The organism is Mycolicibacterium sp. XJ870 (genome assembly GCF_053483975.1).
The window spans coordinates 297022-312896 of the sequence record NZ_JBEFTI010000005.1 but is presented as its reverse complement, the minus strand read 5'-3'; the positions used below and the strand labels follow the sequence as shown (position 1 = coordinate 312896).

At 67.2% G+C, this 15875-nt stretch carries 15 protein-coding genes; 5 read left to right on the top strand and 10 right to left on the bottom strand.

The genetic code is table 11. The annotated features are described in order from the left end of the window. Positions 1-46 precede the first annotated feature (46 nt). The gene (locus ABQF30_RS20565) at positions 47-952 is read right to left on the bottom strand and encodes an adenylate/guanylate cyclase domain-containing protein (RefSeq protein ID WP_448467151.1); all 906 of its coding nucleotides are present in this window, start codon (positions 950-952) and stop codon (positions 47-49) included. A 230-nt stretch (positions 953-1182) separates the two neighbouring features. Here ABQF30_RS20565 and ABQF30_RS20560 point away from each other — a divergent pair, with 230 nt between their 5' ends. Then, positions 1183-2214, top strand: a complete 1032-nt coding sequence (locus ABQF30_RS20560; protein ID WP_448467149.1) for an oxygenase MpaB family protein — start codon at positions 1183-1185, stop codon at positions 2212-2214. Positions 2215-2223: 9 nt separating this feature from the next. Continuing rightward, entirely contained in the window at positions 2224-3462 is a 1239-nt protein-coding gene (locus tag ABQF30_RS20555) for an acyl-CoA dehydrogenase family protein (RefSeq protein WP_448467147.1), read from the top strand. On the opposite strand, the gene ABQF30_RS20550 is transcribed toward ABQF30_RS20555, so the two are convergent. The 5 genes from ABQF30_RS20550 to infC are packed head-to-tail and all read right to left on the bottom strand — an operon-like array spanning position 3459 to position 6070. After that, positions 3459-3902: a hemerythrin domain-containing protein gene (locus ABQF30_RS20550; protein WP_448467145.1), complete on the bottom strand. Its 444-nt coding sequence runs from the start codon at positions 3900-3902 to the stop codon at positions 3459-3461. The genes ABQF30_RS20555 and ABQF30_RS20550 overlap by 4 nt on opposite strands. Before the next feature lie 29 nt (positions 3903-3931). Next, positions 3932-4684, bottom strand: a complete 753-nt coding sequence (locus tag ABQF30_RS20545) for a TrmH family RNA methyltransferase (RefSeq protein ID WP_448467143.1) — start codon at positions 4682-4684, stop codon at positions 3932-3934. 23 nt (positions 4685-4707) lie between these two features. Beyond that, positions 4708-5097 (bottom strand): 50S ribosomal protein L20, encoded by a 390-nt coding sequence (gene rplT, locus ABQF30_RS20540; protein WP_448467141.1) that lies wholly within the window; start codon positions 5095-5097, stop codon positions 4708-4710. Positions 5098-5140: 43 nt separating this feature from the next. Further along, complete coding sequence (gene rpmI, locus ABQF30_RS20535; protein WP_448467139.1) at positions 5141-5335, bottom strand: 50S ribosomal protein L35; 195 nt, start codon at positions 5333-5335, stop codon at positions 5141-5143. A gap of 30 nt (positions 5336-5365) precedes the next feature. Then, the gene (infC, locus tag ABQF30_RS20530) at positions 5366-6070 is read right to left on the bottom strand and encodes a translation initiation factor IF-3 (RefSeq protein ID WP_448467137.1); all 705 of its coding nucleotides are present in this window, start codon (positions 6068-6070) and stop codon (positions 5366-5368) included. 149 nt (positions 6071-6219) lie between these two features. Between infC and ABQF30_RS20525 the strand changes: the two genes are divergently transcribed. Beyond that, complete coding sequence (locus ABQF30_RS20525) at positions 6220-6579, top strand: DUF1844 domain-containing protein (protein WP_448467135.1); 360 nt, start codon at positions 6220-6222, stop codon at positions 6577-6579. 65 nt (positions 6580-6644) lie between these two features. Continuing rightward, on the top strand, positions 6645-9956 hold the full coding sequence (lysX, locus tag ABQF30_RS20520; protein WP_448467133.1) for a bifunctional lysylphosphatidylglycerol synthetase/lysine--tRNA ligase LysX: 3312 nt from the start codon (positions 6645-6647) through the stop codon (positions 9954-9956). Positions 9957-9983: 27 nt separating this feature from the next. Here lysX and ABQF30_RS20515 read toward each other — a convergent pair whose 3' ends face one another. Continuing rightward, positions 9984-11072: a hypothetical protein gene (locus ABQF30_RS20515; protein ID WP_448467131.1), complete on the bottom strand. Its 1089-nt coding sequence runs from the start codon at positions 11070-11072 to the stop codon at positions 9984-9986. Further along, positions 11069-12397 (bottom strand): hypothetical protein, encoded by a 1329-nt coding sequence (locus ABQF30_RS20510; protein WP_448467129.1) that lies wholly within the window; start codon positions 12395-12397, stop codon positions 11069-11071. The genes ABQF30_RS20515 and ABQF30_RS20510 overlap by 4 nt, the downstream gene beginning before the upstream one ends. A gap of 65 nt (positions 12398-12462) precedes the next feature. Here ABQF30_RS20510 and ABQF30_RS20505 point away from each other — a divergent pair, with 65 nt between their 5' ends. Continuing rightward, complete coding sequence (locus ABQF30_RS20505) at positions 12463-12915, top strand: hypothetical protein (protein WP_448467127.1); 453 nt, start codon at positions 12463-12465, stop codon at positions 12913-12915. 4 nt (positions 12916-12919) lie between these two features. On the opposite strand, the gene ABQF30_RS20500 is transcribed toward ABQF30_RS20505, so the two are convergent. Continuing rightward, a complete protein-coding gene (locus ABQF30_RS20500) occupies positions 12920-14134 on the bottom strand; it encodes a CHAT domain-containing protein (RefSeq protein WP_448467125.1) in 1215 nt (404 codons plus the stop codon). Next, positions 14116-15855, bottom strand: a complete 1740-nt coding sequence (locus ABQF30_RS20495; protein ID WP_448467123.1) for a hypothetical protein — start codon at positions 15853-15855, stop codon at positions 14116-14118. Before ABQF30_RS20495 ends, ABQF30_RS20500 begins: the two co-directional genes overlap by 19 nt. Positions 15856-15875 lie beyond the last annotated feature (20 nt).

Below are 15875 nucleotides of genomic sequence, written 5' to 3'. Positions count from 1 at the left end.
GGCTGATGAGGCCACGAACGCGTTTGCCGCGTACGCACCGCACCCGTTACGCGCGATCCGCGGGACCACCAGCCGGCAACTGCCGGGGAATCCTCGCCCGGTACATCACCAGATCATCCGGAACGCCGTCGGGTTTGGTCGAGAACAGCTGCCGCCGTTGTCGTTTGACGGTCACACCGAGAGCCGCCAAATCGTCGTCGGCGAGGCCGTCCAACGTGGTGTGCGACATCATCAGCCCGCCCTTTGCGGCACATTCCATCACCCGGGCGGTGATGTTCACGTCCACCCCCAGCCAGTCCGACCCGATCCGCTGTGGGCGACCGGTATGCATGCCGACGCGCATACGGGGTGTGTAGCCGTCCACGTCGACCGCGCTGACGGCGTCCAAGGCGGCGAGCACCGCCCGCAGGGCGGTTGCCGGGTCGGAGAACACTGCCATCATCCCGTCACCCATGCGTTTGACGATGTGACCCCCGGCCTCCAGCACCGGCGGCTCGACCACCTGGGATACCCGGCGCAGCAACCGCAGGGTGGACTCGTCGCCGGCCCGCAGCGACCATGCCGAGAACCCGACGAGATCGGTGAAAACCAACGTCACCTCGGGATTCGCCGGGGACCCGGAAACCCGTTCGGTCAACGCCTGCCACACCTGCAGCGCGCCGAGGCTCACCTCCCGGGATGCCGCGTCGCGGTCCAGCAACCGGTCGGCGACGCGTGCGGCGGCGCGTGGCCCACCGTCGCCGGCCGCCGACAGCGGGTCACCGAAATCCGGGTCACCGGGCAAGGTGCGGCGGACGCGCCGGACCAGTGCGATCACCGCGGGGCTGTGATTGGTGCGCTGCAGCCAGCCCAACGGCCCTGGCAGCTCATACGGCTGCACCGGACGCCCCTGCGGCGCCTCTTCAATCTCCCCGATAAGGCCGGATCGTTCGTCGAACGATTCGCCATTCACAGCGCAAGCGTAAGTGGCGCCGAGACGGACCGGCAATCACTCCGGATGCAGGTTTGCTCACACCGCCGAGCGGCCGGACAGGGCTGCTGGTCACGGGCCTGCGGCGGCCCGATTGCCAGGTCATAACGCTGCGCCGCGACGCGCCGCGAGGTCATAGACAACGCATGTTGTCATCACTATCGTGAGCCTCATACGTGAGGTATGCGTCATTCCGAGTCAATGAGGACACGATGACCACGAAAGCCACGACCGAATGCCAGCAGGACCCGTTGGGCCCGGACTCGCTGACCTGGAAATACTTCGGTGACCTTCGCACCGGGATGCTTGGCGTGTGGATCGGCGCCATCCAGAACATGTATCCCGAGCTGGGCGCCGGCGTCGAGGAGCACTCGATCCTCCTGCGCGAACCGTTGCAGCGGGTGGCGCGTTCGGTGTACCCGATCATGGGTGTGGTCTACGACGGTGAGCGCGCCGCGCAAACCGGCACCCAGATCAAGGGCTTTCACACCACGATCAAGGGCGTCGATGCCAATGGCCGGCGCTACCACGCGCTGAACCCGGACACGTTCTACTGGGCGCACGCGACGTTCTTCATGCTCATCATCAAGACCGCCGAGTACTTCTGCGGCGGACTCACCGAAGCCGAGAAACGCCAGCTTTTCGACGAGCACGTGCAGTGGTACCGCATGTACGGCATGAGCATGCGGCCGGTGCCCAAGACCTGGGAGGACTTTCAGGAGTACTGGGAGGCCAAGTGCCGCGACGAGCTCGAGATCAACCGCGCCACGCTCGACATCTTCAGCATCCGGATTCCCAAGCCATGGTTCGTCCTGATGCCGACGCCGATCTGGGATCAGCTGTTCAAGCCGCTGGTCGGGGCGCAGCGCTGGATCGCCGCCGGCCTGTTCGACCCGGCGGTGCGGGAGAAGGCCGGTATGCGCTGGACGCCCGGCGACGAGGTGCTGCTGCGGATCTTCGGCAAGATGGTCGAGTTGGCGTTCGTCGCGGTGCCCGACGAGATCAGGTTGCACCCGCGGGCACTGTCGGCCTATCGGCGGGCGGCGGGCCGGCTACCCGCCGACGCGCCGCTGGTGGAGGCACCCGGCTTCATGGCTCCCCCACGCGATCGGCGGGAACTGCCCATGCACTACGTACCCCGCCGCAAGACACTGCTCGACCGGGCAGGGTCGCTGGTGCACACCACGTTCTCACTGCCGGCACTGCGCCCTGCCAGACGGCCCGCGCCGCGGCCCGCGGCTTAAGCTGGCGGGATGCTTGATTGGTCTGACGTCGATTTGGCCGTGCGCGACGCCGTACGGGAGTTCGTGGACAAGGAAATCCGGCCACATCTCGACGAGCTGGAAAGCGGCGAGATGGAGCCGTATCCCCTCGTTCGGAAGTTGTTCGCGGCGTTCGGAATCGACGCGATGGCCAAGGAGTCGCTCGACAAGCGGCTTGCGCGCCTGCGCAGCGGTGACGACAAGTCGTCGGGCTCCGGCTCGGGCGGAATGTTCGGCGGGGGCGGTGCCTCGGCCGGGATGGGTTTCGTCGTGGTCAGCGAGCTGTGCCGGGTGTCGATGGGCCTCGTGACCGGGATGGGCGTGAGCCTGGGTCTGACGGTGCCCACGATTCAGAGCCGCGGCACCCTCGCGCAGCAGGAACGTTGGCTGCCAGGGCTGGTGACCTACGAGAAGATCGGCGCCTGGGCGATCACCGAACCCGACTCCGGCTCCGACGCGTTCGGTGGCATGAAGTCGTATGTGGTCCGAGACGGTGACGAGTACATCCTCAACGGGCAGAAGACGTTCATCACCAACGGTCCGGATGCCGACGTGGTTGTCGTGTACGCCAAGTTGGATGAGGGTGACGGCACCGAAAAACGGGACCGCAAAGTCCTGACCTTCGTCCTCGACCGCGGCATGGAGGGCTTCGTGCAGTCGAAGCCGTTCCGCAAGATGGGTATTCACTCGTCGCGCACCGGCGAGCTGTTCTTCAACAATGTGCGGTTGGGGCGTGACCGGTTGCTCGGCGAAACCGAGCAGAATGAATCAGGCGACGGCCGGGAGAGCGCACGGTCGAACTTCTCCGCCGAACGCATCGGGGTCGCGGCCATGGCGCTCGGTGTCATCGAGGAATGCCTGCGCCTGAGCGTGGACTACGCCAAGAGCCGCACCCTGTGGGGCCAGGAGATCGGACAGTTCCAGCTGATTCAGCTCAAGCTGGCCAACATGGAAGTCGCTCGAATGAACGTGCGCAACATGCTGTTCCGCGTCATCGAGGCGGCACAGACGGGAACGGCGATTTCCCTGCCGGAGGCGTCGGCGATCAAGTGGTATTGCTCGCAGGCGGCCACCGACGTCGCGATGGACGCGGTGCAGTTGTTCGGCGGCAACGGGTACATGACCGAGTACCGGGTGGAGCAGCTCGCCCGCGACGCGAAGTCACTGATGATCTACGCCGGCAGCAACGAGGTTCAGATCACCCACGTGGCACGGGGTCTCCTCAGCTAGCTCTCGATCATGTGCCGGCCCGGGTGCGCTTCTTGCCATCCGGCCATCGCGGCATCCCAGTCGGCACCGTCGAGCGCGGTGAGCGAGGCGGGAAACAACCCGTCTTCTTCTTTGGCGATGTGCTCGTAGAGCTCTTCGACGGCCTTGCGCACGCGCTCCTGGTCGGCCGGGTCGGACAGGTCGACGGTCTCCAGAAAGGCCGCCAGCTCCCGGTGTTCGGTCACCAGCGGATCGATGTGCTGCGCGTAGAGCTCTTCGCGGTGCATCACGGCGAACAGGCCGTTCTCCTCGCCCTGCCAATGGGAGCGCAATTCGTCGAACATCGCGGCCAGCCGCGAACGGGCCGTGTCGATCTCACCCCGGTCGAGTGCCCGGACCGCCTCGCCGCCGTGGTTGAGTGCGCGCTCGTGCTCGGCGATGTAGTCGCGAATCAGAGGCATGTCCCGGCATCCGCAGTATTGGCACATGGTCAATCACTAACACTGCGGTGGGCCCGGGCGCTCTGGTACAGGCAGATCGACGCTGCCGAGGCGATGTTGAGGCTTTCGGCATTGCCCGGCATCGGGATGTGTACGCGGTGGTCGGCCATCTCAGCCATCCCGGCAGGCAGACCGTGAGCTTCGGGCCCGAACAGCCACGCCGTGGGCGGAGCCAGGTCTGCGTCATCGAGACCGACTTCACCGTCGACCGTGGTGGCCAGCACCTGAAGCCCCGCGTCGCGTAACCGTTGCACCGCACCGGCCTCGTCGTGCTCACTGATCACCGGGACCGAGAAGATGCTGCCCGCCGAGGCCCGCAGGCACTTGCTGTTGTACGGGTCGACGCTGTTGCCTGCCAGCACCACGGCGGCAGCGCCCATCGCGTCGGCAACCCGGATCAGGGTGCCGGCATTTCCCGGTTCCGATATCTGCACCGCGACGGCAACCAGCCGGGCGGGCCCGTCCAGCACGTCATCCAGGGACAACTCCGGCAATCGGCAGACCGCGATCAAACCGACCGGTGTCACCGTGTCCGACAATGCTTTTGCCGCCCGCTCGGTGACCAGCTGCACCGGGGCACCACCCAGCATCGGACCGAACCGCTCGAGTGCGGCTTCGGTGGCGAACACCTCCGAAACAAGACCGCGCCGCAGCGCTGCCTCGACAAGGTTTGGTCCCTCGGCAAGGAAGCGTGCGGCGCGGCGACGCCCGACGTGGCGGTGCAATTTTGCTGCAGCCACCACCCGGGCAGAACGCTCGGTGAGGGTCAGGCGGCCTCTCCGGCGGGCGCATTGACGTCCTCCGGCAGTGCGGCCTTGGCCACCTCCGCCAGCGCGGTGAACGCAGCCGGGTCGCTCACGGCGATCTCGGCGAGGTTCTTGCGGTCAACCTCGACCCCGGCGGCCTTGAGGCCCTGGATCAGGCGGTTGTAGGTGATGTCGTTGGCGCGGGCCGCAGCGTTGATCCGGGAGATCCACAGCTTGCGGAATTCGCCCTTACGGGCACGACGGTCCCGGTATGCGTAGCCCAGCGAATGCAGCTGCTGCTCTTTGGCCTTGCGGTACAGCCGCGACCGCTGACCGCGGTAGCCCTTGGAGGCCTTGAGTACTGTGCGCCGCTTCTTTTGTGCGTTGACTGCGCGCTTCACGCGTGCCATGGGGTGTTCCTATTCTCGTTCGGGTTCGGATAGCGGGCTGTACTCAGCCGTTGAGCAGCTTCTTGATGCGGCTCGTGTCGTTGGCCGCCACCACGGTGCGGCCGTCGAGGCGACGCGTGCGCTTGCTGGGCTTGTGCTCCAGCAGGTGGCGACGGTTGGCCTTCTGCCGCACGATCTTGCCGGTGCCGGTGCGGCGGAACCGCTTGGAGGCACCGCTGTGGGTCTTTGCCTTGGGCATGAATCCTCAGTTCTGTCTTTGAAACTAGTTCTACGTGGCGTCTGGTTCTGCAGGTGCGGCCTGCTGCCCACCCGGGCGCTCGGCCTGCTCCGCCGCCTTGGCGCGAGTCTTCGCACCGCGGTGCGGGGCCAGCACCATCGTCATGTTGCGGCCGTCCTGCTTTGCTGACGTCTCGACGAAGCCGTAGTCGGCCACGTCGGCGCCCAGGCGCTGCAAGAGTCGGTAGCCCAGCTCGGGCCGGGACTGCTCGCGGCCGCGGAACATGATCGTCACCTTGACCTTGGACCCGGCTTCGAGGAAGCGGACCACATGGCCCTTCTTCGTCTCGTAGTCGTGATCGTCGATCTTCGGCCGGAGCTTCTGCTCCTTGACGACGGTCTGCTGCTGGTTCTTGCGAGACTCGCGCTCCTTGAGTGCCGTCTCGTACTTGAACTTGCCGTAGTCCATGATCTTGCACACCGGGGGCTTGGCGGCAGGTGCAACTTCGACGAGGTCGAGATCGGCATCCGCGGCGACGCGGAGAGCATCTTCGATGCGAACAATGCCTACCTGCTCGCCATTGGGTCCGATAAGGCGGACTTCAGGTACGCGGATGCGCTCGTTGATGCGGGTCTCAGTGCTGATGGGGCCTCCTATGTTGGTCTGTCGAGGAGGCCCAGGTTCATCAGCATTCTGCCCGTAGAACAGAAAAGCCCTGCTCAGAGCAGGGCCCAATGCCGACCGATCACGGCTCATGCCGCCCACGCCTCATGCTGAGGCGTAGAACCCGCATCCGTGATGCGGGTGACCGGACCGTTGAACCGGTGTGGTCAACGGTGGGAGTGGGACTCCACTTGCTGTCCCTGACGTACGCCGGGACGGTCGCGCATGACAGTCTAGCAGGCATGACGGATCCCAGCGAACCGCTCGATGCAGGTCAGCCGCCGGTGCGCGAGCTGGCCGAGATTCCCGCGGTTGAGGTGATCACCCGGGCGGCGGTGATGTTGATGAGCGCCGCGGCCGAAAAGATCGGGTTGTCGTCCGACGACCCCGACGATAGCCCCCATCGCGATCTGGACGAAGCGCGGCGGTTGATCACCGCACTGGCCGGTCTGGTGACGGCCTCCGCGGAATACCTCGGTCTGCATGCCGGCCCGGTGCGCGACGGCCTCAAGAGCCTGCAGCTCGCGTTCCGCGAAGCCAGTGCGGTCCCCGACGAGCCGGGCAAAGGCCCGGGCGAGAAGTACACCGGCCCGGTCTGGTGACCGATCACCGCCGCCTCACGTGAGCTCCGCCCGTTTCGCAGCCTGAGCGCCTATCCTCCCGGCGTATGACCGTTACCAGCCGCACCATCCGCACCGGGGCCCGACCAGACGGCCGATACGCGTGGGTGCCGGTGGCGGCGGGCTGGACCGTCGGCGTGTTCGCCACCCTGTCGCTGGTCGCCAGCGTCTCGCAGACAGTCCGCTGGATCATCAGGGTGCCGCGGGAATTCGTCAACGACTACATCTTCAACTTCCCGGACACGAGCTTCGCGTGGGCCTTCGTGCTGGCATTACTGGCGGGAGCGCTGGCAGCGCGCAAGCGCATCGCGTGGTGGGTTCTGGTGTTCTACATGGTCGGGGCCGTCGGCTGGAACGTCGGCGGGCTGGTGGCAGGCGGCGACTCCCCTGCCGATGATGTCGGCGAGATAATCGGGCTGGTATTCCACGTCGCCGCAATCGTGTTCCTGGTGTTGGCCCGCAACCAGTTCTGGGCCAAGGTCCGACGCGGGGCCCTGTTCAAATCGGCTTTGGTGTTGGTCGCCGGGATGGCGATCGGCATCCTGGCGGCCTGGGTGCTACTGGAACTCTTTCCCGGAACACTGGCGCCGCAGTGGCGCCTTCCGTATGCGGTCAACCGGGTCAGCGGCTTCGCCACCCTGCCATCGGAGGTCTTCGACGGCTACTCACACCCGTTCCTGAACGCCATCTTCGGCCTGTTCGGCGCCCTGGCGCTGATCGCGGCGGCCATCGTCCTGTTCCAGTCGCAGCGTGCCGCCAACGCGCTGACCGGCGAGGATGAATCGGCGATCCGGGGCCTGCTGGAGCTGTACGGGAAGAACGATTCGCTGGGGTACTTCTCCACCCGTCGCGACAAGTCGGTGGTGTTCGCCGCCAACGGCCGAGCTGCGATCACCTACCGCGTCGAGATCGGCGTATGCCTGGCCAGCGGTGATCCGCTCGGCGACCCGAAGTCGTGGCCGCAGGCCATCGATGCCTGGCTGGGGTTGTGCCAGACCTACGGTTGGGCGCCGGGCGTGATGGGCGCGAGTTCCGCAGGGGCCGAAGCATTCCGCGTCGCCGGCCTGAACGCACTGCAACTCGGCGACGAAGCCATCCTGCATCCGGAGAGCTTCAGGCTGTCCGGACCCGACATGCGCGCGGTGCGCCAGGCGGTCACCCGGGCGCGCCGGGCCGGGACATCGGTCCGGCTGCGACGCCACCGCGAGCTGTCCGAAGCCGAAATGGCCGACGTGATCAAACGCGCCGACGCCTGGCGGGACACCGAAACCGAGCGCGGCTTCTCGATGGCACTGGGCCGGCTCGGCGACCCGGCAGATGGCGACTGCCTCCTGGTGGAAGCGCTGCAACGGGAAACCGTGGTGGCGATGCTCTCTCTGGTGCCGTGGGGCGCCAACGGCGTCTCACTCGATGTGATGCGCCGCTCACCCGAATCACCCAACGGCACCATCGAACTGATGGTCAGTGAACTCTGCATGCAGTCCGAAGACATTGGGATCAGCAGGATTTCACTGAACTTCGCGATGTTCCGGTCCGCGTTCGAGCAGGGCGCGCAGCTGGGTGCCGGGCCGGTGGCACGGCTGTGGCGTGCGCTCCTGGTGTTCTTCTCCCGTTGGTGGCAACTGGAGACCCTGTACCGGTCGAACATGAAGTATCAGCCCGAGTGGGTGCCGCGGTACGCCTGTTACGAGGACGCCCGCCTGGTCCCGCGGGTCGGTATCGCGTCGGTTATCGCCGAGGGCTTTCTGGTGCTGCCGTTCTCGCGGCGCAACAAGCAACACACCGGCGACCGTGTCGCGGCGCCCGCGGACCTGGTCGGTTCCGGGCGGCTGCACCACGATGGCACCGCACCGGACATGGCCGGACTACAGGCGGATCTGCCGCAGGACAACGATCTCCCGCGGCTGCCGGAGCAGGTGCGGGTTCGGATGGCAAAGCTAAGGGCGCTGCAGGACAGCGGAGTTGACGCCTACCCCGTCGGCCAGGCCCCCAGCCACACCATCGCGGCGGCGCTGGAGACCGAGGACGGACAGACGCTGACGGCGGCGGGCCGGGTGCTGCGGATCCGTGACTACGGCGGCGTGCTGTTCGCCCAATTGCGCGACTGGTCCGGCGAGGTGCAACTGTTGCTCGACAACTCACACCTGGCCCAGGACAGTGCGGCGGCCTTCAACGCCACGATCGACCTCGGCGACCTGGTCGAGGTGACCGGATCGATGGGCTTGAGCCGCAACGGTACCCGCTCGCTGCTTGTCGAAAGTTGGCGGCTGATCGGCAAATGCCTGCGCCCGCTGCCCGACAAGTGGAAGGGCCTGAGCGATCAGGAGGCCCGGGTACGTGCCCGTTACGTGGACCTTGCCGTCAACACCGAGGCGCGCGATCTGATCCGGGCTCGTAGCGGCGCCCTGCATGCCATCCGGGAAACCTTGTACGCCAAAGGTTTTCTCGAAGTGGAGACGCCGATCCTGCAACAGATCCACGGCGGCGCCAACGCCAGGCCCTTCCTGACCCATATCAATGCCTACGACCTGGACCTGTATCTGCGGATCGCGCCGGAGCTCTACCTCAAGCGCCTTTGCGTGGGCGGTGTCGAGCGGGTTTTCGAACTTGGCCGGGCATTCCGCAACGAGGGCGTGGATTTCAGCCACAACCCGGAATTCACGTTGCTAGAGGCCTATCAGGCACACGCTGACTACAACGTCTGGATCGACGGCTGCCGAGAACTCATCCAGAACGCGGCACGGGCCGCCAACGGCGAACCCGTCTTCCTGCGGCCCCGAGAGGATGGGGTGCTGGAACCCGTTGACATCTCAGGCGAGTGGACGGTCAAGACCGTGCACGATGCGGTGTCGGAGGCGCTCGGGGAACCCGTCACGGCCGAATCCGATGTGGAAACCCTGCGCCGGCTCTGCGATTCGGCGGGCATTCCCTACTTGACGCACTGGGACGCCGGGGCCGTGGTACTCGAGATGTACGAGCACCTCGTCGAGGACAGCACCACCGAACCCACGTTCTACAAGGACTTCCCGACGTCGGTTTCGCCACTGACCCGACCGCATCGCAGCATCCCCGGCGTGGCCGAGCGCTGGGATCTGGTGGCCTGGGGTGTCGAATTGGGCACCGCATACAGCGAGCTGACCGACCCGGTCGAACAGCGCCGCCGGCTGCAGGAACAGTCGTTGCTTGCCGCGGGTGGCGACCCGGAGGCCATGGAACTCGACGAGGACTTTCTGCAGGCCATGGAGTATGCGATGCCGCCGACCGGCGGGCTCGGCATGGGCGTGGACCGCGTGGTCATGCTGATCACCGGGCGCAGCATCCGCGAGACGCTGCCGTTCCCCCTCGCCAAACCGCGTTGATCGGGTTTACCACCGCCGCAATGTAGCTCAGTAATCCGATTCGGCGGCCAGGATCTCGGCGAGGAATGCATCGCCTGCTGGGGCGGCGAGGCGGGCCCTGGCCAATGCCCGCACCCGGTCGCGGGTCTGCGCCGACTCAGCGACCCCGGCGCCGATCTGCACGTCGGCCGTCGACCAATCCAGGTTCCACGCCTGGGTCTCGGTCAACGGTTCGCCGTCCGCGCTCGTCACCGACAGCACCGCACGGCCATCCGCATCGAGTTCACCGACGCCACGGAAGTCTCCGCAGCGCAACCGAACTGAAATATCGGCCGCCGAGTCGGTGCCCGACAATGCCGCCTGCACAAGGCAGTTCACCCCATCAGGGGTCGCGGCGACCGACCAGTCGACGGTGTTCTCGGCGGCGTCGAAGATCCGGGGCGGGACCGCTGCCCAGTTGATCGTGGCGACTCCGGCGGCGATGCGACCGCGGGCTTGCGACCGCTCACCCGCTCCGGCGGCCAAGGCGTAGTCGCGCCGGCGGGCCGGTGCAGTCGCGTCTTCGGTCCAGTTCACACCGATCTCCGAGGCCAGGTCGCGGCATGCCTGCACGAGCCTGACGATGCGTGGAACACCTTCTGCGGCAAGGGCGTTCAACGCGGATACATGGGGTGCCAGCAGACCGGTCGCGTCGGCATCCAGGGTGTCGTCGGTGAAGTAGTCCTCGGCCGCCACAGTCAGCCGCGCTAGCTCGGCGTCGAGCACCGCCCGGTCCAGCTGCGCGATGCCGTCGCGGTCACTGGCCGGCCACCATCGCCGCAACCAATGCCCCAGGGCCAGTCGCCGCAACCCATCCGCGGCACCCGGCAGCACCGTGACAGTGCTCAGCTCAAGTGGTTGCTCCAGGTCGCGGTACTGCAGTGCGTCGACGAGGGCTACGTGTCCTGCCTCGCCGACAACGCGCCAGAGCCAGTCGGCGCGGACTGGGTCGGTGAACGTGATCACCGGCGGGTCGGCCGGATCGGCGTCCACCGTCCAGGACAGCACTGCGCCGCTGACCTCCAGGACCGCCACCAGGGGTGCTGGAGCCGACACGGAACCGGTGCTCCACAGACCGGATTCGACAACGAGTTTCATCCGATGGCCTGCACTTCCAGCATCGCCTTGATCCGCTGCCGGTGATCGAGGCTCACCGAGCGCGCCACCCCTTCCAGGACAGAGCGCATGTCATCGACGTCGTGACACGGTTCCTGCCAGACGTCACGCCCGTGCAACCGGGCCCACAGCCTGCTCAGATAGGGCCGGGCGAAGGCGGCCAGATCGTCGATCACCTGCCGCTGGCTGGGATGAACGGGTCCGCCGTCGGCCAGATAACGTCTGGCATGCAATACGTAGGCTTCCTTGGACAATCGGGCCTGGATGCGCGACGAAAGTTGATACCGCGTGGGTCCGGCTACCGCCAGCGGCTGCAGGTCCGTCGCGACCTCGATCCCGCTGATCAGGCCGGCCTGGATGTCCTCTGCCAGCAAACCCCAAGGGGCGCAGGCTCGGTCGACTTCTTCGGAGCACAGCATCGGGATGTCGGGAAGCTCGTCGCGGTCGAGAGCGCGGCGCAACGTGGCGCGCACCCGGTCCACCACACTGCGGTCCAGCGGCCGATTCCCACCGACCGCCGCATCGATGGGTGGGGGCTGTTGGGGCGCAATCGAACACAACCCGATGTCGACGATGGACCACGGTAGTTCCGCGACGGACCGGCGCGCTGCCGCGCCGAGGTTGTAAGGCGTGGCGTCGGCCACCAGCGCGGACCACACGCGTTGGCGTGCCATCGCGTGGCGGTGGCTCTCCGCCGGGCCGAGCACGGTGGCCAAGCCGGCGAAGAACGGGCCGGTGATGGCGTCGGTCGCGTGCACATCGGTCCAGCTGCTCTCCAGTTGCCGCTGCAGCCTTGCGGTCACCTGTGGATCGTTCACATGCCGGTTGAGCACTTCGATCGTGGTGCGGTCGCGGCCGTGATGGATATCCCGGAGCACCGCGGCCGCAGTCCGTACCGCGTCGGCGGTGGGGACACCGGTGGTGACCGCAAGCTCGAAACACACCGGGAAGTACAGTTCCTGGGCGTTGCCCGTGGTGATGCGCTGCCTGCGTCGCTCCTGTTTGAGAACGACGAACCAGGTTGCCGCGGCGCGCAATTGAGGTGCGTGCCCGACGATCGTGGCGTGCATCGCTGCGGCCACCTCGGCAGATACCACCGCTGCGGAATATTGGGGGTTGCTGCGCAGTCGCAGCACCAGCGGATCGATGATCCGTTTGACGGTGCGGCGCAGCGGTCCGCCGTCGTCGCCGCTGAGCACCTCGACGCCGTCGCCGATCGTGCGCCAGGCCCGGTCGATCACCGCGCGACGCGGTTGACCGGATCGCACAGCGGCGCGTGTCGTCGCTGTATCGGACCCGGTGCTCACCGGGACCAGGATAGAGCCGCCGAACTTGGGTTCGGTAGCTGACGTGCGGCCTGACCCTTATCGCCATGACCGACGTCATCACGCTCACCCTGCTCTGCTTCCTGTTCGGCGGCGCAGTCGGTGCCGTATTCACCGCGGCGCGGCGGACCCGCTGCGCCTGCCCCCACGATGAAGCAACCGAGCGCCTGGTCACGATCGAGGAACTGATCGCCGAATTCGACCACATGCTGATCCGCAAGGGTCTGATGACCAGCGCACAACTTGCCCTGATCCGTGACGGAACCCGATCCCGGGGCATCGTCACCGGGATGCGCGCCACCGGCACCACGCGGGAGGACTTTCGTGAGGTCGAACTCGACCTGATGGTCAGCAGGCCCGGCGGTGGACAGTTCCCGGCCCGCGAGACTGCCTTGATACCGGCGTCGTCGCTGGCGAAGGTCGTGCCTGGCAGCGTCATCGACGCGTACTACCGGCCCGGTGACGAAACCGCCATCGCGGTCTGCGTCTGTCCCGATTGAGCGCTCAGCGGGCCCCGTCGACTGCGAAGGTGGCAAGTGCGGCCCAGTACAACGGGCTGGCCGTGCGGTCGCCGTCCCGCCAACGCCTCATCTGCGCGCGCTGAAAGCGGTTCACCGCGAGCCCGGCGTCCTCCTCTCGGTGCGCGAGGTCAACTCCCGCGATGGTGTCGGCCATCGGATCGGCAGTCGCAGCCCGCGAGGTGAACTGCCGGTAACCGGCGGTGGTCGGCAATGACCACAGGGTCGCCGTCACCAGTTCTGCGCCACCGAGGATCATCGCGGCCACCAGGCCGGTGGCCTCGTCGAACCGGTAGTCCCCGCCGGACGCGCACGCCAGCAGCGCCACTCGCGGCGGGATCGGCAGCCCGGCCGCCATCACATCAGCCGCCGTGAGCGGACGCTCCTCAGCCAGGTGCAGTGCGGCCCGGTCGGCATGGCCGACATCGCCTTCGGCCGCGCTGGCATGCCCGACGTAGAGCAGCCGGGCCGGTTCCTGTGCACATGCTTCGGCCAGCCACCGCCGGTCGGTGTCGGTGCGGCGGAACAACTCAACCGGCGCGCCAACCGCGGGCATCACCTGTTTTTCAGCCACCAGTCCGGCGAAATGGCGGGACAGCGGAGCCTCGGGCGAGGGCCGTCCGAGGACGGATCCCAACGCCGAATCCGGTCGCTGCCCCGGTATCCGCGGATCCAGCAACAGCACGGGCGGAGCCTCCCGGCGGTCCTGCCAGCGCGCCGGCCGCCGAGGCGCATGGACGATGTTGGGCGGCAACGCCATCAGCACGTCGACCAGCTCCATCAACCGGAACTTGTGGGGTCCTGGCATGGCCAACTGCCCCCAGGGCACCCGGGCGAGCCGCGGACTGGGCGTGATGAACAACGCCGCCCGGGGCGAGGCCACGCAATCGGACAGCAGGTTCCAGCCGTCCATCGCGATCAAGTTGGCGCTGAGTGTGCGGGCAAGCTTCAGCTCACTCTTCGGGGCCGCGAAAGGCCCAGCGGTCAAAGACCTTTCGATGGCATCGGCGGGTGTTTCGCCATCCCGGGGGTCGGGCAGCGCGAGGTCCAGCGCATCGTAGACGGCCTGCAACTGCGGTTCCTCGAGCACCCAGGTGACCGAGCGGGTCAGCTCCCCCACCACCCGCAGGCTGGCGTAGGTCACGATGCCGACGTCGGCGAAGCGCAGCACCAATGTCTCGGTCACGGCCACGTCGTCCATTCCGGCTCGGACGACGTGACCTCACGTCCGTAGCGCTGCCAAGCCAGTTCCCGGTACCGGCTCATGACGGGCCCGGTCTGCGGGTCCATCCGCAGCGGCGGCAGCGGGCCCAGCCGGGTCAGCCCTCCCGCACCGACCGGCGGGGCGGAGGCCGCCACCGCCAGTTGCGGTTCCAACTCAGCCTCCACCGGGACCGCCGCAGTCGCCGTGCCGGCCCAGTCGTCGCCCTGCTGCGCTGCCGGTTCGGCAGCGAAAGTGCCACGTGCACTGTGATATTCGACGAGTTCGCAGACCAGCTCGGTGTTGTCCCACTCCCACGCCACGGCAAAGGCACCGGCAAGCATCGGTGCCGAAACACAGGCGGCCCAACGCATCCGGGCTCCAGCGTCCTCGATGGTGTAGCGGACCGAGTCGACCGCCAGCGCAGCGGGCACTTTGAGGTCGGCGGCCTGTTCCAACATGGCCATGCCCCGCAGGTACGCGGGACTTCCGGGGGCACAGTCGAACACGCCCAGTCCGGCGGCATGGGTGGCCTCGACCTCCTGCCAGCTCTGATCGGGCCGGCCCAGGCCGTCGAATCCCATCTCGGCCAGCGCCTCGGCCCGCCAGATGTTTCCCAGATGGGCGTCGAGCCGCGCGTACTGCAGCCAACTGTGCCGGGGTGAGGAGTCCAGCAACTCCCGCGCCTCGGCGACCGACTGTTTGGCCTCGTCGAAGGCGCCGCGGAACACCGCGATCCAGCTGCGCTGCAAGAGAATCCGGTGAATATGCAACGGCTTGTCCAGTTCCCGCCAGTGCCGCTCGGCATGCTCCCAACACTGGTCGGCCTCTTGCAGTGCACCGATCCCGAGCCGGATCAGCCCCAAGTACAGCCAGCTGCGTGACACGTCGTGGGCACGGGCATGCTCGGCGATCACCGGGTACGCCTCGGTGACCAGGTCCTGGCACTCGGCGTACTCACCCGCGGACCAACTGGCCGCCGCCCGCTCAAGTTTCGCTCGGGACGCCGACAGTTTCCACCCGCGGGATTCGGCGCGGGCGCCCGCCCGGCGCAGCCACGGCTCCGCCTCGTCCAAGCGCCCCGACTCGACACAGAACCGTCCATAGCCGAGCGCTCCCGCGGTGAACAGGTAGTCGGTCTCGGCGCTCCCCTGGCCGGGACCGGCGTGGGCCTCCAGGGAGTCGAGAACCTGTGCCCAGATGGGAATGGACGGGGCATACAGATCGTCGTCGCACAGGCCTGTGGCCACCAGAATGCGGGCGTGGCAGATCAGGCGCTGATGTTCGGCGTCAAGGTCGTCGATCGACCCGGGTGAATCGATCAGTGCGTCCAGATGGCCTACGGCGCCGTCGTGATCCCCATGCGCCGCGGCCAATCCGGCGGCGAGGAACTCCACGCGGCGCGCGTACCGGCAGAGCATGTGATCGACCTCGGCGTCGGACATGGTGACGTGCAGTGCGGCGTCGGGCGTTTCCCCCGCCCGGATCGCCGTGTAGACCGCCAGGCAGTCGCGGATGCGCTGAATGCTTTCCACCACACCGTCGTACGCGGTGCGGACGAGGTAGATCTCGCCGAGTTGGGCGAACACCTCGAGCGCGTAGTCGTCGCGGTCGGCCTGCTCGATCTGCGGCCACAGCGCCACCAGCAGTTCACGAGCGGCATCTTCGTCGGCGGCCAACGTAAGGAGACGGGCGCGGTCCAGCTCGCCGACGATCGTCACGCAAGCATCATAGGAAGGCG

What these genes read in the sequence shown, in the direction of transcription:
- ABQF30_RS20515 (WP_448467131.1), bottom strand. Translation starts at nt 11,072, where the DNA reads ATGAAACTCGTTGTCGAATCCGGTCTGTGGAGCACCGGTTCCGTGTCG.
- ABQF30_RS20500 (WP_448467125.1), bottom strand. Translation starts at nt 14,134, where the DNA reads ATGGACGACGTGGCCGTGACCGAGACATTGGTGCTGCGCTTCGCCGAC.
- infC (WP_448467137.1), bottom strand. Translation starts at nt 6,070, where the DNA reads ATGAGCCGTGATCGGTCGGCATTGGGCCCTGCTCTGAGCAGGGCTTTT.
- rplT (WP_448467141.1), bottom strand. Translation starts at nt 5,097, where the DNA reads ATGGCACGCGTGAAGCGCGCAGTCAACGCACAAAAGAAGCGGCGCACA.
- ABQF30_RS20525 (WP_448467135.1), top strand. Translation starts at nt 6,220, where the DNA reads ATGACGGATCCCAGCGAACCGCTCGATGCAGGTCAGCCGCCGGTGCGC.
- lysX (WP_448467133.1), top strand. Translation starts at nt 6,645, where the DNA reads ATGACCGTTACCAGCCGCACCATCCGCACCGGGGCCCGACCAGACGGC.
- ABQF30_RS20560 (WP_448467149.1), top strand. Translation starts at nt 1,183, where the DNA reads ATGACCACGAAAGCCACGACCGAATGCCAGCAGGACCCGTTGGGCCCG.
- ABQF30_RS20505 (WP_448467127.1), top strand. Translation starts at nt 12,463, where the DNA reads ATGACCGACGTCATCACGCTCACCCTGCTCTGCTTCCTGTTCGGCGGC.
- ABQF30_RS20555 (WP_448467147.1), top strand. Translation starts at nt 2,224, where the DNA reads ATGCTTGATTGGTCTGACGTCGATTTGGCCGTGCGCGACGCCGTACGG.
- rpmI (WP_448467139.1), bottom strand. Translation starts at nt 5,335, where the DNA reads ATGCCCAAGGCAAAGACCCACAGCGGTGCCTCCAAGCGGTTCCGCCGC.
- ABQF30_RS20550 (WP_448467145.1), bottom strand. Translation starts at nt 3,902, where the DNA reads ATGCCTCTGATTCGCGACTACATCGCCGAGCACGAGCGCGCACTCAAC.